Source organism: Acetobacter aceti NBRC 14818 (assembly GCF_000193495.2).
Taxonomy (GTDB): domain Bacteria; phylum Pseudomonadota; class Alphaproteobacteria; order Acetobacterales; family Acetobacteraceae; genus Acetobacter; species Acetobacter aceti.
Genome location: NZ_AP023410.1, coordinates 2,566,855 through 2,587,245, shown reverse-complemented (window position 1 = coordinate 2,587,245; position 20,391 = coordinate 2,566,855). Strand labels below are relative to the sequence as shown.

Here is a 20,391-nt window from a genome sequence, read left to right as displayed (position 1 = left end):
TCAAGTCCTAATTGAAGCGCTTCGGGCCGCCGGACGGGAGCGGATAATAAACGGACGGTTTCCGGACGACCTTCACGGCGGCAAGAATATCGAGAAGCGTGCGCTTGCTGACGCCGCTTCGCTCGCCCTGTTCCAGCAATCCGACAAGCGTCCGCTCGTCTTGATGATTGGCTGGATAATGGATCGACGGCGCCTTATTTCGCCTTGTCATGCTGGGAAACTCCGATTGCCTTGTCGTCGCATGTGGAGAAGAACCCGGTACGGTAAAGATGCCTCCACCTGATAATCGCACCCACACTCTGATCGTCGTGATGGCATCGAAGTTCATCGTCATTGACGACCGCTGCACGCGATCTCACGGGAGGCCCTGACTTTACGAGTCAAATACCTGTGGCAAATCCCGTGCGCCATGAAGCACGCGGACGATGCGTACCTCGTCGACCAGTTCACGGAAGAACAGCAGATAACGGCCGTGAACAATGACCCTCAATCCGGGGCTGATCTCATCGCGCGCCGGAAAGCTCCCAGGATGTTCTGCCGCGACCGCGGCCTTCGCTTCCAGTTCAGCAACGAAGCTCATGGCCCGCTCGGGATTGTCCTCGGCGATATAGAGCGCGATCTCCAGAAGGTCGGCACGCGCGGCCGGAGCGAAGCCGAGCCGTTTCATCCCTGCGCGCGGCGGCGGGCGATCACGTCGCGCAATTCGGCAAAGACGGTCTCGGCCGGAATGCTCGACCCGCTCTCATCACCAAGCCGGATTGCCTCCCGCAGGGCATTGAGATCGCGGCGGTCGGTATCACGACGACGCATCCATTCGCGCAATGCCTCGCGCACCACCTCGCTGGTCGAGGCATATTCGCCACCGTCGACGGACTGGCGCAGGATCGCGGCCATTTCGGACGGCACGGTGATGGTCATACGTTCAATCGTGGACATGAAGCGGCTCCTTTCAGGCAAGCATACTTCATCATACTTATGAAGCATCCGCTTTGTCAGCCGAAAATCCGCAAACGGGCCGCCCGAAGTCAAATCCCGAGCCCCCGCTTGCGACCAAAATTCCAGTCCACCGCCCCGCCCGGCGACAGCGTGCCGGAAACCTGCCGTCCAAGCTTCTGCTCCAGCGCTGGCCGCCACGGCACAAGCTGGAAGCCCAGCCCGTCATCGACCATCGCGAAGCGGCCGGAGGACAGGTTGACCCGTTGGCGGTAGACCCCCGAGACAATCTCGCCTTCCTTCGCAGGTCGGTGCTCCAACCCGGTCTGCACCGCCAGCTTCGCCATCGCCTGATCGAGATCGCGCTGGCGCAGGGTGCCAATCAGGTCAGGCGCAAACACCACGCGCTCGCCCTGTCGCCGGGCCAGCCCCTCGGACGCCAGATGACCGATCCGCTGCACCATCGCCTCGCGGACCTCCGAGCCGAAGCCGGCATTGGCCAGCGCCGGATCCTTGGCGAGCAACTGACGATCGAGCCAGGTCGCGCCGGGCGCCGTCACCTGCTCGGCCAGCGTGAAGTCCGAACGCGTCGCCAGCGACAGGCGCTGCGTGCCTTTGGCATCCTCCCAGCTCCGGGTCTCAACGATCGCACCGGTCCTGGCATCGCCGGTCAGGTCCAGATCAGGGAAACGGACATGATGCGTGCGGCCATCGGTGCCGGCGATCACCACGTAGCCCGAACCCTTGAGTTCGTCATCCAGTCCGCGCTCGACAAGCCGCCCGATGACCGGATCGGCCAGCTTCTCGCCATGAATGGCAAAACCCGCGACATCGGGCTCCGCCCCGCCGCCGGACATGGCGCGGTGCATAGTCCTGATGATGTCGCCCCGGATGGAGAGATCGCGCAGCGTCGCCTCCAGCCCAGGCTTCAGGGTCCAGCGCGCCACCCCGACCCGTTCGGCCAGGCCGAGCCCTTCCAGCTTGGTCGCCCGGCCCACCAGCAGGCGGCGCAGTTCCGGGTCTTCGGCACCCACGCCCGGCCGCAGATCGACGATACCGCCGCCCTCGTCACTGAGATCCTGCAACGCGCGATCGAGGCTGGTCCAGCGGTCGGCGCCGATCTCGGTCTCCAGGGCGGTGCGGATTTCCTGCTCGCTGCGCGGACCCAGTTCCAGCGTCACCCGCTCCGCGGCGCGGTCACGTAACCCTTGGCTGATATAGGCCCGGCTGATCACCAGATCCTTGCCGTCATCGGCCATGCCGCGCACCAGGATATGGACGTGCGGATTGTCGGTGTTCCAGTGATCGACCCCGACCCAGTCCAGCTTTGTGCCGAGGTCGCGCTCCATGTCCTGCATCAGTTCCCGCGCGAAGCCCCGCAGATCCTCCATCCGCGCTGCATCCTCGGGCGAGACGATAAAGCGGAAATGGTGCCGGTCGTCTTCACAGCACTCGGCAAAGGCCTTGCTGTCCGCCTCATCAGACCCCGCATCGAATAGGTGGGCCCTCGCACCATCGCGGGTCACGCCCTCGCGTCTGAGATAGGCGATGTGCCGGGCGAGCGGCGCGGACCGGAACCGCTTACCCTGCTGGCGCACGACACGCGCCTTGACCACGACGCGACGGGCATTGCTTCGCAGCCGCATGGACAGGGCCGCGCGTCGGCCGCGCCCGAAACGGGAACCGCCACCGCCTCCCCTGCCCTTCGCGCCGAACCGGGTGCCGGTATGACCGGCCTTCTTCGCGGCACGCATGACCTCGCCAACGAAGGATTTCGGTCGTGCGCCCTGATTGCCATGCTGGATGCGTCCGGGCCGGACGTTCAGACTGTCATCGCGCGTCGGCATGACCCGCTCTCCGCTTCGATGCGCGCCTGACGGCGCCCGGATCGTTGAAAAGATTAGGAAAACTGCATGGACAGCCGCAGGCGGTGCGTGGTGAGAGGACAAATTCCCCAATCAAACCAACCACATGCAGCCCCGAACGGGCGCTGCTTTTACCTTGCCGTCCTTCTGTCTGTCGCCTGTCTCCCCCCGGCACCCCATCCCCAAGGCACCCGTAGGCCGCCAGCGCCCGATGGACCGGAACGGGGGTCATCGACGTGCTTCCCCATGCCCGGATGCGATAAACAGCCCGGCCGATTGCGGGGCGAGCGCCGTCCAGTCGGTCATTCGGGAGTCAGATGAACGTGCCGGATCATGCACTCTTTCGACAGGCCGGGACGCATCGCTCGTACGCAGCAACGACGCCGGAAAGAGGGAAGAGCCCTGCCAGGATGGTGTCGCCGAAGCACCGATCGCAATGTCATCGGCAGCCAGGAGAGCCAGCCGCGCGCTGACCGACGCAACGTAATTCCGCGTCTCGGCCGGCAACGGTCGGCCAGTCGCCAGATGGTCTTCATAGCGCGCGGGACCGGCATTGTAGGCGGCAAGAAACCCCGCCTCGCCGTAGCGGTCCCGCATCCAGCGCAGATAGGTCGCACCAGCCAGAATGTTGTCGTGCGGGTCAAACGGATCGTCGCCGAGACCGAGAGATATGCGCAGGCTCGACCATGTACCGGGCATCACCTGCATGAGCCCCATCGCGCCCGCCGACGACACGGCATGCGCATCACCTCGGCTCTCCGCGTGCAGGACGGCAGCAATCCATGCGGCCGGAATCTGTGCGCGTGTGGCGGCTTCCGCGATCATATCGGCATATGGATCGGCGACCGCGACATGCCCCGGTATTGTCATGGAAACGACGGTCGGAAGCACGACACCGAGCAACCGGCGCGCCGCCTTACCGCCGGTCATCGCGCTTCACCGGACGGCTCCAGACCAGATGAAAGGCACGCCCCTGACGATCGGACTGGAACAGGTTGGCGCGGATCGGTTGCGCCAGCATGGGGTCGTCCAGAACCAGCGAGAGATACGTACCCGCCTTCTCGCCGGTGCGTTTCCACGCAGCGCCGATCTCCGGTCCGGCGTCGGCGTCACCGAGATGGACGCGATAGTCGGGCGCGTGTTCGGCGTCCGATGATGTCGCCGGCACGATCGTCAGTTCGACGTCGAGGGCGAGCGTGCGCAGGCGACCGGCGAAACCGTCAGCCGTGCGTGTGAAAGTGCCGATCTGGGCCATGTCAGCCTCGTTTCTGTTTGGGGTTGGGAGAAATCGGTGACGGCACGAGCCACAGTGGCTGGGCACGGCCGAGTATCGCATCGACCGGCAGGACACCGAAATAGCGGCCGTCGAGACTGGTCGGGACTGCCGGGTTCATGACGAAAATCTGGCCGGGCAAGACATGCCGGCAGCCCTGCCAGACCGGCAGCGGGCGACCGCGATGATCGCGGGTCAACGCATTGCCGAGCGCCTTGCCGTCGACCGAAACGACGGCACCATTCCGGCAGACGACCTGTCCCGGCAGTGCCGCGACCGGCTTGAGCAACGGCACACCGAGCGGCAGGTAACCACCGCGCGCCAGCGTTCCGGCGATGTCGGTGGGCGGGCGGATCGCGATCAGGTCGCCGACATGCAGGGTGCTTACCGATTGCAGGCGATACAGTCCGACCGGTGTGCTGGCGGTGGCGTTCCAGATCAGTCGGGATGCTGGATGGATCGCCACTGACGTGCCGACACCGAGGACTGCAAAATAGGTGGTGAAGAACCAGCCGAAACGCGTCATGACACCGCCCTCCGGCGCAGCCAGGCGTGGTGGCGATCGCGCGTGTAGGGGCGCGCCGCCTGCCCGGCGAGCATCCGGTTGTGCAGATGCCGCCAATGCTCGGGCGCCACATCGACGGGGTCGATGCCGATGGCTTCGATATGATCGACGGCTTCGAGCACCAGGCGGACCTTCGGCCAGCCGCTCTGGCGCAGCAGGCTTTCACCACCGGGCCGCACGAACGGCACCGTCTGATACGGCTCGCCGGGACGGGTGACGCGCACGATGTCAATGCAGGACACCACCGTGCCATAATCGTTCGCAGCCCAGCGCAGGAAGGCGAACACGGTGTCCGGCGGAAAGCTCAGTATCCGCCGCCGACGATCGAGAATCTGCTCATGGGCGACAGAGCCGAAGCGGATCCAGTGCTCGATGCGCTTCTCGATCCAGGTCAGTTCGACATGAGCGAGGGTGTCGGTCATGGCACATCTCCAGACGTATCGGGGAACTCGCGGGCCAGCAGGGCGCGCAGCATGTCGGCGACCGTGATGCCGCGCTGGAACGCCGCGACCTTGAGCCGTCCGCGTAGCGCCGGCGTGACGTCGATGGTCAGCCGGGCAGTAAAGCGGTTGGAGGACGCAGGCGTCTCCGGCGTCCTGATCCAGCGTTCAGGGTCAGCGGGACGCGCTGCGAAACCGGGCAGCGTACGACGTTCCGTCATGGCGAAATTCCTTCGCCGAGCGGCAGCACGGAGGCGATGCGGTCGCGCGCCTTCTGCGCCATGACAGGATCGATCTCGCAGCCGACATAGCGCCGGCCAGCCAATCGACAGGCGACACCGGCCGCGCCCGATCCGGCGAACCAGTCGCCCACCAGGCCACCCGGCGGGCAGCTTGTGCGGATCAGGATCTCCAGCAGGGCCACCGGCTTTTCGGTGGGATGGATGGCGCGGCCATGCGTATTGCGGACCGGAATCACAGAGCGCATCAGGCGCGGGCCGCCATCCTCGCTGACGTAATGACCGGCATCGATCCGGCCCATGTGGGGTGGACGATGCTTCCGCCGCACCGTGCGTGCCCGTGCGTTGGGTGTGGTCGGAACCACGTTGTAGACCGCGCGCCAGAGCGTATCGTCGCGATAGAACTGAACGATCAGTTCATGCACGCGCCGGAACCGATCGGCATGGAAGCTGGAACCGTTCTGCTTCTCCCAGACCAGTTCCTGAGCATATTTCCAGCCTGCGTTCCGGAATGCCGCGCTGGATGCGAGAAAGCTCCGCAGCGAGCCGAACACCCAGAGCGAGCCACTCGGTTTTAGGGCCGCGAGCGCCTTGCCCGGCCAGTCCACCACGCGCCGGTCCCAGGCAAGCGACGTATCGCCATAGGGCGGGTCGGCCAGGATCATGTCGTAGGGGCCATGCCAGGGCATCAGGAGCGCGCTGTCGCCGGTCAGCAGGGTCATGGCACCAGCCCCCCGATCTCGGCCGCCAGGGCGGCGATTTCACGGGCGGCAATCCCCTGCGGGCGCAGGTCGCAGACCAGGCGGCCGGTGCGCGTGGCGTCGGCGAAGGCGACACGCTGGCCGATCCGGGCCGTGAGCGCCGCTGGCTCATGCCCTACCAGTGCGAGCCGGGTTTCGCGGGCGATGACCGTGCGTGCGGCGCAGCGGTTGAGCACGAAACGGGCAAGCAGGCCGGGACGGAAGAGGCGTGCTTCCTCCAGCAGCCGCAGCATCTCGGCCGAGGCCCAGCCGTCGAACGGCGAGGGCTGGGCGGGAATCAGCACCAGGTCGGCGGCCAGCAGGGCCGAGCGCAGCAATGCCGCCACCCGCGGCGGACCGTCGATGACGACGTGATCCATCCCCTGAGCCAGTTGGGGCGCCTCGTGGTGCAGTGTGTCACGCGCCAGCCCGATCACGCCGAACAGCCGGGGCAACCCTTCCCGCGCCCGCTGTGCCGACCAGTCCAGCGCCGAGCCCTGCGGGTCGGCGTCGATGACCGTCACGCGCCAGCCTTCCCGAGCCCATTGGCCCGCGAGATGCAGCGCCAGCGTCGTCTTACCGACGCCGCCCTTCTGGTCGAGGAAGGCCACGATCATGACCCCTCTCCGGGGCTTATCCACGGATCGGAAGGGGGGCCAACATCCTTAAAGTTAGACTCTTTTAAGTTAGATTCTAAGTTAAGGGTGCCATAACCGTTTGATTCAACGTCGTGATTCGGCGTTTTCCGCAAACGATAGCACGGATGCCGTGGCAGTGATGGCACGGATAAATCCACAACTGATAGCACGGATGAATTCACAGCCTGTCCACAGGTGCCTGTGGATAATTTGACAGGCGCGAAGGCCAGCGTGTCATTGCCGTTACGGTCGGGACGCACCGACAGCCGATAGCCGGCAAAGGGCTGCCGTTTCGCCATCTCGCGCAGTTCGAAGGCAAAGCGGCGATAGGGGGAAAGGCTGGCGGATTTTTCGTAGAGATGGCGCAGGCCGAAGGCCCAGCCCGCGCGCTGGCGACCGCCATGCTTGCGCACGATGCGATAGAGCCAGCGCTCCAGACCGCCTGTGAGGTCAAAATAAGCCGGGTCGATGGTCAGCACGAGCGCGTCGTCGAGAACCGCCTGGTAGAACCAGTCGGGCAGGATCAATTCGATCACGCGGGTGCGCCCTTCCCGCGCGGTGTGTCGTTTCCATTCGTTGATCCAGGAAAACCGGTGCAGTTGGCCCTTCCCGGTCTGCCGGAGCGAGGTCTTGATCGTGGTGGATTGCAGCCGGTCGAAGGCCGCTTCCAGCCGCTCATAGTCCCGCGCACTGTCGCCCCGGCCGATGAAGGTCAGTATCTCGCGTGGGCTGGCCACCATCAGCCGCGACGTGCGCCGACCGGCGTCGCGCGCGGCAACGAGATGACTTGCGGCCCAGATCAGCACGTCGGCATCCCAGATCGTAGCCATGCCATGTTCGGCGGAAGCCTCGACGCGGATCGTGACATCGGGGGTCCGGTAATCGATCGGAACCATGCGAGGGGACTTGGCGAGGCTGAAGAACGGAAACGCCATCAGATCCTGCGCATCGCGAGGCGCAAAATCTCCCGCGATAGCGTGGAAGAGTTCCAGTTGCTCGCGCTCGGAGCGCGTTCTGCCCGTCGGGGACATCAGCGTCGGTTCCCGCGTGAGGTCGGCGATGTCGGCGGGATCAGCGGGCTTTGCCGCGCAGCAGCCGACACGGTGCCGGCGGTGGTGTCCGAGGTGTGGGCGCGTGCCCCGCTCTCGACCCAGGCCTGTAGTTCATCGACCCGATAGACCACGCGGCCGCCGAGCTTCGAATAGCGCGGGCCGGTGCCGTAGATCCGGTGTTTTTCCAGGGTGCGAATGGACAGTCCGACGAAGCGCGAGGCGTCGGGCGTGCGCAGGTAGCGCGGCGGCAGATCGCTGTAATTGGCGGACATGAGAAAGCTCCGTGATCGCTGTCTGGGGGCGCGGGACAGATGCGGCCAGCAGGGATCAGCGTGGCGGAGCGGGCGTGTTCGAAACTAGGACCGATCTCGCCGGGTGGTGAGATCGGTCCTGGACAAGTCGAAAAAAATGGCGGTGCCGGCTATGACCATCCATCGCCTTGCATGAACATCAATGAACGCTTCGTTATATAACTGCCAATCTCGCGATGGTCCGCGTTACGTGATGTCGCGGCACGCGTCCGGACAACGTCCGGAACGCACCGGGTGTGCGGCATCATGAAAATCAGAGAAGGCGCCTTGGCGCCTTCCGCTCGCGACGCGAAGCGGCGCGTTGTCCCGGCAACAAACGAGACCGTAATTTAACTTCGAGTGGCGCGGGAAAGATCGGAAGCCCCGGTCAGCCTCAGTTCTGATCGCCGGTTTTCCCAATGGTCCGGCATCACTGACGTCAATCCATTCTGCTACCGCCCTCGAAACGGGTGCAGTAGCAGGCGTCGGTATCCCCCGTCGCTCAGTCCCCGTGCAAAAAGCACCAGCCGTTTCATGCGAAAATGCAGGTCGTGCGAAAGCCACTCCCCTGCGGAAACCTCCCGACCGAACAGAACGCCGGCGATCTCGCGCTGCGACACCCCGTCATCCAGACCGTCAAGCGTACGGAGCGCCAGGATCAACCTGCGGATGCGATCGGATGACAGGCGGGCCGGATCACGACCGGGACGCTGATCCATCAGCGCACGCCAGAGCCGCAGGGCGGCCTGGACACGGACCTCGAACAGCGCGTCGAGCGGGAGAAGCACGCCGACCTTCGCCTTGTCAGGCGGCAGGACGTACAGCCGCAGGATCGTCTCCCCCTGCTCGATCAGTACTTCTCCCGCCATATCAGGCGACAGTCCTGTCCGAGCGAGGGAAAGCGGACGAGACGCCGCGTCAGCCAGTGCTGTCGGCAGGGGGACAACCGCAATCACGGCCGGCGATACCGCAACAGTCCAGCGGGCGGTACGCGGATCGAGGGCCGTGCGGACACTCTCGAAATCGCAACCCCCAGCGCCGGGCGAAGGCTTCGGCGTCTGACGTGGACAGCGCGGCCCGGCGCGCGGCGCGCTGAAGGGTGGCACGATCGCGGATAAAGTCCCGATTGCGACTGACAAACTGCAAGGCAAAGGCAGGGGCGTCGAGCGACCGCAGGCCCTCGTACGCGCCCGCCGACCGCCAGTTGGCGCGGCTCATGACGTCGTCTCCGATGCGTAACGGGTGGGAACAGGGCAAGTACTTGCTCGCGAGAGTATGCCAGACCGTCCCGTTGCCCGCTACGCCCCGCACCTGCAACAGGTCTTGCAGGTCACGCAACGATTCAGGGTGTCAGTGGGGCGCGCCGCCGCGCAGGAGATGCTGGTAGCCATGCTCGGTCATCCAGTGCGCCCGCGCCAGATGACTGTGCCAGCAGCGGTGGACGCCCTCGGGGTCAACCACCGGGTCGCGGTGGAGCACGATGCGGGCGACCTCGCGCCAGTCGGCGCCGTCGGCCTCGGCATCCAGCAGGCGGAGATAGGTAATCAGATGCTGTTCGTCGTAGCCGGTGAGACAGGACGCTTCCGGAGCGCTGTCGGCGACAGACGGGTCGAGCGGGGGCTTCTGCATGATGGAGCCGATCAGGTCGGAGAACGAACGCGACGCACCCTAGCCTGCCGCGTTTCGATGCCGGAAGTCTCGTTAAGAAACATGACGCCACGCCCTTGTCCGGACTCGATGAACAGGATGCCCGCCGCTTCCAGCGCGCGGCGAACCTGGTCGGTCGTGCCCTCATGAACGCCGAGACCGCGTTCGGATTCAAGGCGCTTGAGCGCGGTCAATGCTACGAGGGCCTTTTCAGCAAGCATCTCCTGTGTCCAGTTCAGAAGTGCCCGTGCCGCCCTTACCTGTCGGCCAGTGATCATCCACGATCACATCCGACACGCGAGACCGACACACCAGAAATACGACTATAATAGTCGTATTATGGATATTCAACACCGTTCTTTCAGAGGGATGCGGGGAGAGATTCGGCGTCTGGTTCCCGATGGTCATGGCGACCACACAAAAAGACCCCCGGGCTATGCGGGGGCCGTCTCGTCGTGGCGCTCTGCCGCGCGTCGTGCAAGCGCCTCTTTGAGTTCGCACTCGATCTGCCTGCGCTCGCGACGGCTGAGGTGAAAGCTGGTCAGTTCGGCGCGCAGCATCTGGATATGGTCGTGTAGCGTGGTCATCGTCCTGCTCCTTTCGTTTGTCGAAGACAGGCCGCCGGCTCATGCGCGCGTGAATCGGGTCAAGGATCGCCGCAGGCGACCGGCCTGCCGGCGCGCGGGGGAGCCGATTTTGTCTGGTGTGCCCGTAGGGTGCGCCGGGCAAAATTGGGGGGACCGCGCGTGCTTGAGGCGGTTCACGTCGGGCATGGTATAATGGGAAGACTGAGGGAAGCCCCTGTTCCCCTGCCCCATCCGAAGACAGGCCGATCGGATCGACGGCGGTCAGCCACGCCCGCCCTTCCGTTCCGGCCACCACCACGATGGCCCCGCCCGGACCGGCCGGGCGGGGATCGCGGTGCCTCAGTCGCCGTTGCGGCGACCGTTGGGGCGGGACCAGATCAGGCTGTAGCCCTCGCCGTCCTCGTCATCGAAGAGATTGGCGAAGATCGGGGCGTTGAAGCTCGGATCGTCCAGCTTGAGGCTGAGATAGTCGCGCCCCTCGTTGGAGCGCCGGGACCAGGCCGCTCCGATCTCGACCCGACCGACGAAGACGCGGTGGCTGGGGGCATTTTCGTTCGCGCGCGTTGTCTCGGGGGCGATGCGGACGTTAGGGGTCTGGAGCGAGAGGGTGACGATCTCGCCGTTATACCCGTTGCCGACTTTCTTGAAGGTGCCGATGGTGGCCATGATACTGCTCCGTGATCTCTGTTATCGAGCCCGCACCATTGCGGCCTCGATGGCGATCGGACAGACGGAGGCGATCGGCGGCGCATCCTTCAGGGCCGCAGCGCAGCGGAGGACGGCGGGACGGAATTTTCTTGATGCGCGAGGAATGACGGCACAGCCGTCAGGGGAAGAAAATTATGGCCCGCAGTTGCGCCATAGCCGATCGAGGCGCAGCCGGCCTCCGGCTAGATCAGCCATCTTGAGAGGCAGCATGCGTGCGCGGCCCGACAGAGCCCACATCACGGAGACTATGGCGACCCGCGCTCCACGCAAGTGTCGGCTACGAAGGGGACGGCTTCGTCATGCCCGCTTTCCACCCCTCCACACGGCCCGTTCCGGGACTGCGCCTCATCGGACATGCCGGGCTTCCCCGTTGCAATCGGCCTGCGGACAATCAGAGCGCCAGTCCGGATGCCTCAACAGGCGGACCGTATCCGGTTCAGCACGTCGGTTGCGGGCTTCGCCGCTCCTCGTTCCCCGCCTCTCGATGACGTAGAAAGACAGGCAGGTGCCTGATCCAGGCCTGCCCGCCGACTGCCGCGCAGGCGGTCAGACCCGCGCGATACTCCCGCCGGCCGGTTCGGGCGGGGCCATGCCGGTAAAGCGGACGAACGCGGTAATGCCGACTGCGGTGGCGCCAATGACCGAAAAGAAGAGCTGCCAGACAGCGGAGGGCATCATCATCTGGGCGAGGCCGTGCGTGGCGCTATAGCTGGCAATGACGGCGGGCACGGTATAGAGCAGGACGATCAGTCCTCGCAGCCAGATCCACGGTGCGCAGGCAAGTGCGATCTGGCCGACCGCGAAGGCCGCAATACCCGTCATGATGCCGACGATCAGAGCGCCGATCACGCCGGCGCCGGTATGGAACGCCCAGAGCCCGGCATACAGCCCGCCGGCAAACGGCAATGCGAAGACCGCGAGCGTGAAGATGAGCCAGCAGAAAATCCGATGCCGGCGACAATCAGGAACGGTGCGAAGATCACCATGGTGGCGGCTCCCGTAGAGATGACATGATCTGACGGTCGCGCCTGCCACCACCACCACGGCGCAACCCGCATCATAGCGAAAACGATGTGTCGACGGAACGAGAATCGTACTGGTGTCCGGCACGCGGACGTGCATCGTTATCGTCTCTCAGGGAGAAGACGTCATGGCGAAAATCACGGGGCGCGAGTTGCATCTGGTCAAAAAGGCGCTCGCCATTGCAGTGCTGGCGATCGAGCGGCAGCCAGGGCCGTTTCAGTCTTATTCGGACATGCAGGACATGAAGGGCCTGCTCGATCTTCTGGTGCCAGGCGACACCGAACTGGCCTTCTATGCCCGTGCCGCGCGGATCGCCGTCACGGGTAATCCGGACTGAAGACGGCGCTCACGCGCCGCCTCCAAAGCGCAGGACCGGGATACCGAGCTTTTTCGCCTTGTCGGCCAGATTCTCCTGAATACCCGTGCCTGGGAAGACAATGACACCGATCGGCATTGTGTCGAGCATCGCATCGTTGCGGCGGAAGGGCGCGGCCTTGGCATGCTTCGTCCAGTCCGGCTTGAAGGCGATCTGCACGATCTCCCGGTGATCGGCCCAGCGTGAAGCAATGAATTCCGCGCCCCTGGGCGAACCGCCGTGCAGCAGCACCATGTCGGGATGCTTGGCCCGGACCCTGTCGAGCCGGTCCCAGATCAGGATATGGTCATCGAAATCGAGACCGCCTGTCACGACCACCTTGGGACCGGGCGGCACCAGCAATTCGCCCTCGGCGCGACGTCGGGCGTTGAGGAAATCGCGGCTGTCAATCATGGAGGCTGTCATGGTGCGGCGTGAGACCAGCGACCCGGTTTTCGGCCGCCACGCGCTCATGGTCAGGCGCTCGAACTGCTCCTGCGCCTCGTCACGGAATATCTCGTAGGCGTTGCGGCGCTCGATCAGGGTCAGCCCCTCCGCGATCAGCCGTTCCAGTTCCACCGAACGGATCTCGCTGCCATCCTGTTCCTGCTGGCTGCGTTTCTGCGCCTGCTCGTTGCGGTCAAGCTCACGCTCGACCTGGCCGACCATGCGGTGGAAGATGTTGACCGTGGACCAGAGCAACGCTTCGAGGTCGGGTTCCAGCCGCGTGTCGGTCAGGGTCGCGGCGATGGCGTCGAAGATGTCCGCGACCGCGCCACCGATGCGGGGCGCTTCGGGCAATGGCCGCGGGTCCGGCTCGTCCTCGAAGGGACGGTAGCCATACATCTGGAGTTCAGCCAGCACATGGGCGGTGGATGAGGCGGCGGGTGCGGGTTCGAAATCATCGGTGCGGGTCATGATGCGGTCCTCCCAGGTCTCTGGCCGCGCCCTTCGCGGCCTTTCCGGGGGCGGATAGCGGCAGACCAAGGACGGGCCGGAACCGCGCGAGACGCGCGGCCGCAGCGCAGCGAAGGATGGCAGGGGGCCGGTTATTTTGCCTCGCGATGTAAAGCGCCCCCCAAGGGGCGCGACGGAAAATAGCCGGCCCCGCCATTGAAGGGCCGGCCCGGCTGACGCCCGCTCCCCACCTGAAAGGCCGGGCGCGGACCTGCCGAACGGGAAGCACGACAGGCCGGCCTGACGAAAACGGGAACCGCCCGCCTCTCTTTCCGGCCCGCTCAGGTGCCGGCGGTCTCCAGAAACCGCGCTACGTCCGATGGCGCGAGTTGGGGATGCAGGATCGCCCGCAGCGCGCTACGTCCAAGGGCACGGAGATCATCATTGAAATCGCCCAGCCGTGGTGACAGGCCGATCAGCTCGATCCCGGCGTCGTCCGCGCGGGCCTGCAGCGTCGCCAGCGCCTGATCCCCGGCCGGGTCGTCATCGCGCAGGACGTAGAGGCGGCGCAGCGTCGGCGGAAACGTCATGGCGGCGAGATGCGCCGAGGACAGGCATGCGGCCAGCGGCAGATCGGGCAGAACCTGCCGCAGCGACAGGACCGTCTCGATGCCTTCCCCGGCGGCGAGCACGTCAGACGCGACCCCGAAGCGCACGGCATGGCCGAGCAACCCGCCCAGGGCGCGGCGCGGATGGTCGACCGGCGCCTTGCCGCGGCCGTCCGCCGCCAGCCAGGTGCGATGGACGCCGGTCAGCGTGCCGTCGAGATCGGTGACGGCGGCGATCATGGCAGGCCAGGTCTCGGTCGAACTGTGCTCATCCGGTCGGTAAAAGCAGCGCGGATAGAAGCGCAGGGCTCCGGTTCCGTGCAAAAGCGTCATGTCGCGTCTGCGGAGATACGCTTCTACTGACGTGCCCGCGATCGGTCCGGACATGGCCCAGAGCCGTCGAGCCGCTTCGGAAGAACTGGCCGGTCCGCGTTCCTGAGCAGGACGATCCCGCGATAACGGTACCGGATCGGGGCGCGGCAGGCTGAGGAACGCTCGCGCCTCATCGGCCACGTCGCAGAAATCCACCAGGCCGAGGTTTTCGCGGATCACGTCAAGCAGGTCGCCATGTTCGCCCGACTGTGCGTCGGTCCACTTACCTGCCCTGCCGTTGGCGGTATCATGCAGCCGGACAAACAGCGACCGCCCCGGCGTGTTGCGCACATCACCGACCAGCCAGTAATTGCCGTGACGGCGACCGACGGACAGATACCGCCGGCACACCGCCTCTGCGTTCTCCGCCAGACGACGGGCGAGATCGCCTGCATCATGCGAGGCCATTACCCCTGCCCTCCTGTGTCGGGATCGTCTCCATCCAGGGCAATCGCCAGCCAGCGATCGGTGGTCATCCATGACATCGTCCTGCGCCTGCCAAGGTCAAGCAGATGCGCGCCGCCGCTGAACGCGCCCACCCGGGGACGTGAACAGCTATTCGCCCACTGGAACCCCCATCGGCCCCGCAACCGGAATGCTCGCGCACAGCGTAGCACGAATTCCACGACCTGATGCGGATCGCCGGTCTGCTCGTCGTGCATCCAGAGTTTGGTGCCGCCATATTCAGGCACGATCGACAGAATGAAACCGTCAGAGGGTGGGTCTTCCGCCGCCAGTTCGTCCATGAATTCATTATAGAGGTCGAGCGCCTTTGCGGCATTGTCCACTGTGCCCACATCGAGCACGCAGGAAAAATGCGTGAAGAAATCAGCCATCGAAATGACTCCCGAAACGAAAAAGCCCGGCGCAGAGGCCGGGCTCGTAAAAACATCTTTACGGAAAAGCGCGCAGTCGTTTTTCAGGACGCACGCTCCATCAGCCTGCGGGCCTTCTCTTCCATATCCAGTCGCGTATCCTGATTGGCCTTCGTTCGCGCCAGCGCGGTAATGCCCTGCACGAAATCGAACACGCTCTCGGGCTTGTGCCCTTCCTCGTGCAAGACCGTTTCGATTATTTTCGTGGTTTCCAGTTTGGAGAACCCACGACGACGCAGGAAACTTTCGCGGTCTTCATCAGTTTTTGCCACCAGTGCCTGACGCGAGGCCTGAATGCCTGAGACGAACGACGCCGGGCTGGCCGTGGCGAAATTCCGTAGCGCTGGTGTCGCCTGGTGCACGAAACGGGATGCTGCAAACTTGCTATGCCGGATCGTGATCTGTTCGAAATTTTCCACGCCCCACAGCATACGGTTTTGACACACCCCGCGCAGGTAAAACGACGCGATGCCGAGGCTCTTGCTGCCCACTTCGCTGTTCCAGGCATAGAAGCCCCGGAAATAGAGATCGGGGTCACCATTGGGCAGGCGTCCGGCCTCGATCGGATGCGTATCGTCAACAAGGAACAAAAATACATCCCTGTCTGACGCGTAGAGCGTGGTGGTTTCCTTCGTGATGTCCACATACGGATTATGGGTCATGGTCGCCCAGTCGATCACGCCCGGCACCTTCCAGTTGGTGTCGCCCGTACCGTCGCCAGCAATTTTGCGCACCGCGCCGACCAGTTCGTGGTCCCAGATGCGGCCGTAATCGGGACCGGTCACGGCGCGCATCTCGACGCGCCCGTCTTCCGTCTCCAGTGTTTTCACCAGTTCGGCGCGGTGCGACAGCAGCCCGTGCTGCAGGTTGATCGCCGCCAGGGGAGCAGGAAGATTGCGCAGGTATGACGACGGCGCGCCGACAAGGCTGCACATCTGGCCGAACGACCAGTGTGTAGGGGCAATTGGGTCATTCTGTCCCGGCACGGTCAGAGTCAGACGCTCGGCATTGTCGCGGGATGCTTCCACGCGGATGGCGCGGCTTTCCACCGTGCGGGCGGTGGCCCGATCCGCCCGCGCCAGGGTCGCGGCATGCAGGTCGGACAGAGACAGGTAACGCTCGTCATCGGGGCGGGAGAACCACTCCGAAGACACGCGGGCATTGCGGCCGCCACGGGAGGGATCGATCCTGAAGCCGCTGGACGCGGCGCCACGGGATGCAGGGGGCAGGATGGTGGTCGTGGTCATGGAAAACTCTCCTCTATGCCGGTTATTCGGCACAGAAGGCGAAGCCGCCCTCTTCCTCTGATCACCACTTCCCACGCGGGATCCCATCCAACCCCAGAAATACCCAGCCCCTCATCCCGGAACACGGCGTTCCCGTCACCTACCCGAAATCACGACAGCAATGGGGGGCTGAACGAACCCGCTGCGCGGGATTGGTGTGATGTGGAGGCCTGTCACCACGGCGTGAGAGATCTGTTTTATTTGGAACTGTCCTGATCGGGCCAAGCACTCTGGCTTCTTCCCACCAGAAGGAGCCGGATGATGACAGAGTCCCTGTGCATTGCTGCAATCAGTCCCCTTCGCCAGCGCCTGCTTGATGACATGGCGGTGCGGCGGTTCTCCCGGGAGACGCAGCGCAATTACCTTCGCGATGTCGGCCGTTTCGCCACGTTTCTGGGTCGCTCACCCCATACGGCAACAGCCGAGGATGTGCGCCAGTTCCAGATTGCGCAGAACGCGGCTGGCATGCCGACACCGACCATGAACGCCATCGTGTCGGCGCTGAGATTTTTCTTCATCCAGACACTCGACCGACCTGACCTTGCACGCAGGCTGGTCCGGGTGGCGCAGCCCCGCAACCTGCCCGTCGTGCTGAGCCGCGATGAGGTTGCCCGTCTGCTCAACGCAACCACCTGCCTCAAGCACCAGGCTGCCCTTTCGATCGCCTACGGGGCAGGCCTGCGTGTGGCCGAGGTCGCCGCCCTCAGGGTCAGTGATATTGACAGCGAACGCATGCTGCTCAGGGTCGAACGGGGCAAAGGGGGACGATATCGCAACGCCATGCTTCCGGCAGACCTCCTGCCCCTGCTGCGGGAGTGGTGGAAGGCCGGACGCCAGCAGGGCGTGATGCATTCGGGTGGCTGGCTGTTTCCCGGGCAGGACACCAAGAGGCCCATCAGCACACGGCAGCTCCATCGCGTGGTTGTCGATGCGGCGCGGGCCGCTGCGATCACCAGACGTGTGGGGCCTCATACCCTGCGGCACAGCTTTGCCACGCACCTGCTTGAGGATGGTGTCGATGTCCGCGTGATCCAGGTCCTGCTGGGTCATTCCCGTCTGGAGACCACGGCCCTTTATACAAAGGTTGCGACACGGACCGTGCGGGCCGTCATCAGTCCGCTCGACAGACTGGGCATGCTGACGACGGCGCAGACAAGGCCCGACGGCTGACCCCGGAGCAGAGGCGGTCATGTCCGCCTCCCTCGCACTGGGGGACATCTTCCGGGCTGCCGGTCCTGCCTGGCGCGCAGCCCATGTCGGCCGTCTCCCCCTGCAGCAGCTCAAGGTCATGTCGGCGATCGAACACTGCCGCACCGCGGCCCTTGGTGGCCATGTCGCGGCCTGTGGGGACTGCGGACACTGGCGCATTGCCTATAACAGTTGCCGCAACCGTCATTGTCCGCGCTGTCAGGGGAACGCCGCACGGACATGGCTGGCCGAACGCGAGGCCGATCTGCTGCCGGTCGGGTATTTCCATGTTGTCTTCACCCTGCCGGCGCGGATCGCCGACATCGCGCTGCAGAACAAGGCCGTTCTCTACGCCCTGCTGTTCCAGGCCGCCTCGGAGACGATGATGACGATCGCCGCCGATCGCCGGCATCTGGGTGCCCGCATCGGCATCACCGCCGTGCTGCACAGCTGGGGTTCGGCGCTGACCCACCATCCCCATGTGCACATGATCGTGCCGGGTGGCGGCCTGTCGCCCGATGCCCAGCGCTGGATCTCGTCGCGCCCGGCCTTCCTCCTACCCGTTCGCGTGCTGGGCAAGCTGTTTCGCCGTCTGTTCCTCACCCGGCTACTTGCGCTTTTCGAGGCCGATCGGCTGGCCTTTCGGGGCCAGCTTGCTTCCCTGGCAGACCGCCGTGACTTTCTGCGGTATCTGGCCCCCGTGCGCAGCAGGCGTTGGGTCGTTTATGCCAAACCGCCTTTTGCCGGTCCCAAAGCGGTGCTGGCCTATCTGTCGCGCTATACCCACCGTGTCGCCATCTCGAACGGTCGCCTCCTGGCGTTCAACGAAAAAGGTGTCACGTTCCGCTACAAGGACTACAGGCGGGACACGGCCCACCAGCAGCAGGTCATGACGCTCAGCACCGATGAGTTCATCCGCCGCTTCATGTTGCATGTCCTGCCACGGGGATTTCATCGCATCCGCCATTATGGCCTGCTGGCCAGTTCCAGCCGCAAGGCCAGCCTCGCCCGGGTGCGGGAATTGCTGAAGGTCATACCTACGCCAGCGGCAGAAGCGCCGGAGCCCGAACCGGTCACGCCACCGCCCTGCCCATGCTGTGGTGGTCAGATGGTCGTCATCCAGATCCTTCCCCGATGGTGCCAGCCCAGAGGGCCGCCACCGGCGACTGATCCGGCCAGGGGATCACGATGACAGCCCGCAGAGACCACAGCATGACCGATCCCGATGCCGGAGTGGCTGCACTCCGGCAAACCGAGGCTCCTGTACGCATCACTGGAAAACCCAGGAAAATCGTTGCCTGCACCGCCAGTTCTGACATCGCGTCATGCAGATCCGATCACAAAAACCCGTTCCAGTTCTACACACGCACCTTTATGCTCTGGCTCAGACTCTCCTCCGGGGTGGCGCTAGTTGCAAATTCCCCATAACTGAGTCCCGGTGTCGCGGGTTCGGTCTTCCCAGACTTTCGTACGCCTCGCGGCGCCCGAAACTCTTCAGGAAAGCGGAATGTCCGCTTATTATTGACACGCCGGGGAAGTTTAATCATTGACTTGTATTTTTAGATTAATGTAGCTGATTGGCCAATATGTACAAATTTTCTCGTGCTGTATTCTGAATTATTTATCAAATGACACGAGATATGTCATATTGCGAAATAGACGTGTATTGACGCCAATCCAAAATAGAAAGACCCTACATATGACAATGAAAAATTTTCCCCGCAGCAAATTCGAAGAGTTATCAGCTGAAGATCAGGGAGAAATACTCACAAATTTCATTAATTCTGAAAACGTTTCGAAAAGAATGGAAGGTCTTTCCGGAACAATTGTTGTTATGAACAATGGAAACCATGTTTTTCCTCAACAAGTAAGTGCAAAGTTTCCAATATCAAAAAAAAGCATACCTCCAAATGAAGCTGCAATACGATTTATTAGAGAATTTAAATTGCAAAGTAAGGCTTATTATCATCCTAACATACATTGGCCTCATAATTTCAGTTTTCATCTTGGAACGCCAGTCGCATATTTTAGATTTTGGGAAGGGGATTTATCAAAATTAATTAATAACGACACTATAATTGATGTTGAAAAAATAGCCATTATAATCCAAATCTTATACGGATTAATACATCTCTCAAAACGAAATATAATTTGCCATCAAGATTTAAAGCCAGAAAACATTTTTTTTCGTGATTATAATAAGACGCATCAATCGAACTCCAATCAACACATACCCTTAACTCCACTTATTGGGGATTTTGGGAGTGTTGATTTATTTAAAGAACATCCAATATTCCGAGGAACAGCACCGTATTGCGCCCCAGAACAATGGAAAGATGAATCTGAATGGAATAAATCAGATCTCACCGAGAAAACCAACATCTTTACTATTGGAATTATGCTTTTTGAGCTTATTAGCAATGGCTACCATCCAGAAGGGTCCGATTTTACTCCATGGCATCTAGGAGAAGGTGAAGCTTTTAGAAATCTTAATAGGGAACGTAAATGGCGTGAGTGGATTAATTCAGGGTGTCCCATAAATGCTAATCTTGGTGTATGCTATAAAGATATATTTGATATAGTTAAAAATTGCATGACAATTGATCCTAAAAAACGACCAAACCCAGAATGTTTAATCGAAGTTCTTTTTGATAGCATCAAGTTACGGTCGAACGAATTCCATGAACAAGTGAAAATTCATACAAATTATCTGAATGAAATCGCTTCAGATGAAAATTGGGAATTTCCATCTAACCAACTTAGCAGTGTCGAATCAGAAGTGTATTCTTATTATAATATTGAATCATAAT

At 62.7% G+C, this 20,391-nt stretch carries 28 protein-coding genes and 2 pseudogenes; 6 read left to right on the top strand and 24 right to left on the bottom strand.

The genetic code is table 11. The features are described from left to right. Window positions 1-7: 7 nt before the first annotated feature. The 4 genes from EMQ_RS11925 to EMQ_RS11910 all read right to left on the bottom strand — a co-directional run bounded on the left by EMQ_RS11925 (window position 8) and on the right by EMQ_RS11910 (window position 2,459). Window positions 8-211: a hypothetical protein gene (locus EMQ_RS11925; protein ID WP_010668172.1), complete on the bottom strand. Its 204-nt coding sequence runs from the start codon at window positions 209-211 to the stop codon at window positions 8-10. 162 nt (window positions 212-373) lie between these two features. Then, window positions 374-667: a type II toxin-antitoxin system RelE/ParE family toxin gene (locus EMQ_RS11920; protein ID WP_010668171.1), complete on the bottom strand. Its 294-nt coding sequence runs from the start codon at window positions 665-667 to the stop codon at window positions 374-376. Beyond that, window positions 664-936 (bottom strand): type II toxin-antitoxin system ParD family antitoxin, encoded by a 273-nt coding sequence (locus EMQ_RS11915; protein ID WP_010668170.1) that lies wholly within the window; start codon window positions 934-936, stop codon window positions 664-666. Before EMQ_RS11915 ends, EMQ_RS11920 begins: the two co-directional genes overlap by 4 nt. 89 nt (window positions 937-1,025) lie before the next feature. After that, window positions 1,026-2,459, bottom strand: coding sequence for a relaxase/mobilization nuclease domain-containing protein (locus EMQ_RS11910; protein WP_231367934.1), 1,434 nt, complete (start codon window positions 2,457-2,459; stop codon window positions 1,026-1,028). Between EMQ_RS11910 and EMQ_RS17225 the strand changes: the two genes are divergently transcribed. Further along, complete coding sequence (locus EMQ_RS17225) at window positions 2,433-2,810, top strand: hypothetical protein (protein ID WP_231367935.1); 378 nt, start codon at window positions 2,433-2,435, stop codon at window positions 2,808-2,810. The genes EMQ_RS11910 and EMQ_RS17225 overlap by 27 nt on opposite strands. A 216-nt stretch (window positions 2,811-3,026) precedes the next feature. Here the strand turns inward: EMQ_RS17225 and EMQ_RS11905 are convergent, their stop codons facing one another. The 15 genes and pseudogenes from EMQ_RS11905 to EMQ_RS11840 form a co-directional block, all read right to left on the bottom strand. After that, entirely contained in the window at window positions 3,027-3,728 is a 702-nt protein-coding gene (locus EMQ_RS11905; RefSeq protein WP_010668168.1) for a lytic transglycosylase domain-containing protein, read from the bottom strand. Next, entirely contained in the window at window positions 3,715-4,053 is a 339-nt protein-coding gene (locus EMQ_RS11900) for a DUF736 domain-containing protein (RefSeq protein ID WP_010668167.1), read from the bottom strand. Before EMQ_RS11900 ends, EMQ_RS11905 begins: the two co-directional genes overlap by 14 nt. 1 nt (window position 4,054) lies before the next feature. Continuing rightward, window positions 4,055-4,597, bottom strand: a complete 543-nt coding sequence (locus EMQ_RS11895) for a S26 family signal peptidase (protein WP_010668166.1) — start codon at window positions 4,595-4,597, stop codon at window positions 4,055-4,057. Continuing rightward, entirely contained in the window at window positions 4,594-5,058 is a 465-nt protein-coding gene (locus EMQ_RS11890; RefSeq protein ID WP_018307948.1) for a DUF2840 domain-containing protein, read from the bottom strand. Before EMQ_RS11890 ends, EMQ_RS11895 begins: the two co-directional genes overlap by 4 nt. Then, the gene (locus EMQ_RS11885) at window positions 5,055-5,297 is read right to left on the bottom strand and encodes a ribbon-helix-helix protein (protein WP_018307949.1); all 243 of its coding nucleotides are present in this window, start codon (window positions 5,295-5,297) and stop codon (window positions 5,055-5,057) included. Before EMQ_RS11885 ends, EMQ_RS11890 begins: the two co-directional genes overlap by 4 nt. Further along, complete coding sequence (locus tag EMQ_RS11880) at window positions 5,294-5,980, bottom strand: site-specific DNA-methyltransferase (RefSeq protein WP_269475497.1); 687 nt, start codon at window positions 5,978-5,980, stop codon at window positions 5,294-5,296. Before EMQ_RS11880 ends, EMQ_RS11885 begins: the two co-directional genes overlap by 4 nt. Window positions 5,981-6,033: 53 nt before the next feature. Continuing rightward, a complete protein-coding gene (gene parA, locus EMQ_RS11875) occupies window positions 6,034-6,672 on the bottom strand; it encodes a ParA family partition ATPase (protein ID WP_018307951.1) in 639 nt (212 codons plus the stop codon). Next, window positions 6,669-7,724 (bottom strand): replication initiator protein A, encoded by a 1,056-nt coding sequence (locus tag EMQ_RS11870; RefSeq protein ID WP_010669074.1) that lies wholly within the window; start codon window positions 7,722-7,724, stop codon window positions 6,669-6,671. Before EMQ_RS11870 ends, parA begins: the two co-directional genes overlap by 4 nt. Further along, complete coding sequence (locus EMQ_RS11865) at window positions 7,724-8,017, bottom strand: helix-turn-helix transcriptional regulator (protein WP_018307952.1); 294 nt, start codon at window positions 8,015-8,017, stop codon at window positions 7,724-7,726. Before EMQ_RS11865 ends, EMQ_RS11870 begins: the two co-directional genes overlap by 1 nt. A 470-nt stretch (window positions 8,018-8,487) precedes the next feature. After that, on the bottom strand, window positions 8,488-9,141 hold the full coding sequence (locus EMQ_RS17220) for a DUF2285 domain-containing protein (protein WP_010669064.1): 654 nt from the start codon (window positions 9,139-9,141) through the stop codon (window positions 8,488-8,490). Further along, window positions 9,113-9,253: pseudogene (locus tag EMQ_RS17215) on the bottom strand (transcriptional regulator domain-containing protein); the annotation flags it as partial. The pseudogene EMQ_RS17215 and the gene EMQ_RS17220, both read right to left, overlap by 29 nt. Before the next feature lie 132 nt (window positions 9,254-9,385). After that, window positions 9,386-9,664, bottom strand: a complete 279-nt coding sequence (locus tag EMQ_RS11855; protein ID WP_010669065.1) for a DNA -binding domain-containing protein — start codon at window positions 9,662-9,664, stop codon at window positions 9,386-9,388. Window positions 9,665-9,675: 11 nt separating this feature from the next. Then, complete coding sequence (locus tag EMQ_RS11850; protein ID WP_026200050.1) at window positions 9,676-9,960, bottom strand: helix-turn-helix domain-containing protein; 285 nt, start codon at window positions 9,958-9,960, stop codon at window positions 9,676-9,678. Window positions 9,961-10,116: 156 nt separating this feature from the next. Continuing rightward, a complete protein-coding gene (locus EMQ_RS11845) occupies window positions 10,117-10,269 on the bottom strand; it encodes a hypothetical protein (RefSeq protein ID WP_018307954.1) in 153 nt (50 codons plus the stop codon). A gap of 339 nt (window positions 10,270-10,608) precedes the next feature. Next, window positions 10,609-10,935: a DUF736 domain-containing protein gene (locus tag EMQ_RS11840; RefSeq protein WP_012553539.1), complete on the bottom strand. Its 327-nt coding sequence runs from the start codon at window positions 10,933-10,935 to the stop codon at window positions 10,609-10,611. A 254-nt stretch (window positions 10,936-11,189) separates the two neighbouring features. Between EMQ_RS11840 and EMQ_RS11835 the strand changes: the two genes are divergently transcribed. Then, window positions 11,190-11,465 carry a hypothetical protein gene (locus EMQ_RS11835; RefSeq protein WP_132012087.1) on the top strand — a complete coding sequence of 92 codons (276 nt, stop codon included), beginning with the start codon at window positions 11,190-11,192 and terminating at the stop codon, window positions 11,463-11,465. 58 nt (window positions 11,466-11,523) lie between these two features. Here EMQ_RS11835 and EMQ_RS11830 read toward each other — a convergent pair. Continuing rightward, window positions 11,524-11,963 (bottom strand): annotated as a pseudogene (locus tag EMQ_RS11830) (hypothetical protein). A gap of 164 nt (window positions 11,964-12,127) precedes the next feature. Between EMQ_RS11830 and EMQ_RS11825 the strand changes: the two are divergent. Further along, window positions 12,128-12,337, top strand: coding sequence for a hypothetical protein (locus EMQ_RS11825; protein WP_031941717.1), 210 nt, complete (start codon window positions 12,128-12,130; stop codon window positions 12,335-12,337). A gap of 9 nt (window positions 12,338-12,346) precedes the next feature. Here the strand turns inward: EMQ_RS11825 and EMQ_RS11820 are convergent, their stop codons facing one another. The 4 genes from EMQ_RS11820 to EMQ_RS11805 all read right to left on the bottom strand — a co-directional run bounded on the left by EMQ_RS11820 (window position 12,347) and on the right by EMQ_RS11805 (window position 16,354). Next, the gene (locus EMQ_RS11820) at window positions 12,347-13,273 is read right to left on the bottom strand and encodes a DUF2493 domain-containing protein (protein WP_018307956.1); all 927 of its coding nucleotides are present in this window, start codon (window positions 13,271-13,273) and stop codon (window positions 12,347-12,349) included. 320 nt (window positions 13,274-13,593) lie between these two features. Further along, the gene (locus tag EMQ_RS11815) at window positions 13,594-14,640 is read right to left on the bottom strand and encodes a DUF7146 domain-containing protein (RefSeq protein ID WP_018307957.1); all 1,047 of its coding nucleotides are present in this window, start codon (window positions 14,638-14,640) and stop codon (window positions 13,594-13,596) included. Then, window positions 14,640-15,068: a hypothetical protein gene (locus EMQ_RS11810; RefSeq protein ID WP_018307958.1), complete on the bottom strand. Its 429-nt coding sequence runs from the start codon at window positions 15,066-15,068 to the stop codon at window positions 14,640-14,642. Before EMQ_RS11810 ends, EMQ_RS11815 begins: the two co-directional genes overlap by 1 nt. A gap of 83 nt (window positions 15,069-15,151) precedes the next feature. Further along, complete coding sequence (locus EMQ_RS11805) at window positions 15,152-16,354, bottom strand: hypothetical protein (RefSeq protein WP_018307959.1); 1,203 nt, start codon at window positions 16,352-16,354, stop codon at window positions 15,152-15,154. Window positions 16,355-16,651: 297 nt separating this feature from the next. On the opposite strand from EMQ_RS11805, the gene EMQ_RS11800 reads away from it, so the two are divergent. The 3 genes from EMQ_RS11800 to EMQ_RS11790 all read left to right on the top strand — a co-directional run bounded on the left by EMQ_RS11800 (window position 16,652) and on the right by EMQ_RS11790 (window position 20,390). Further along, a complete protein-coding gene (locus EMQ_RS11800; protein ID WP_018307960.1) occupies window positions 16,652-17,563 on the top strand; it encodes a tyrosine-type recombinase/integrase in 912 nt (303 codons plus the stop codon). Between the two features lie 19 nt (window positions 17,564-17,582). Further along, window positions 17,583-18,773 (top strand): IS91 family transposase, encoded by a 1,191-nt coding sequence (locus EMQ_RS11795; RefSeq protein ID WP_010668084.1) that lies wholly within the window; start codon window positions 17,583-17,585, stop codon window positions 18,771-18,773. A gap of 507 nt (window positions 18,774-19,280) precedes the next feature. Next, window positions 19,281-20,390: a protein kinase domain-containing protein gene (locus tag EMQ_RS11790; RefSeq protein ID WP_081617493.1), complete on the top strand. Its 1,110-nt coding sequence runs from the start codon at window positions 19,281-19,283 to the stop codon at window positions 20,388-20,390. Window position 20,391 lies beyond the last annotated feature (1 nt).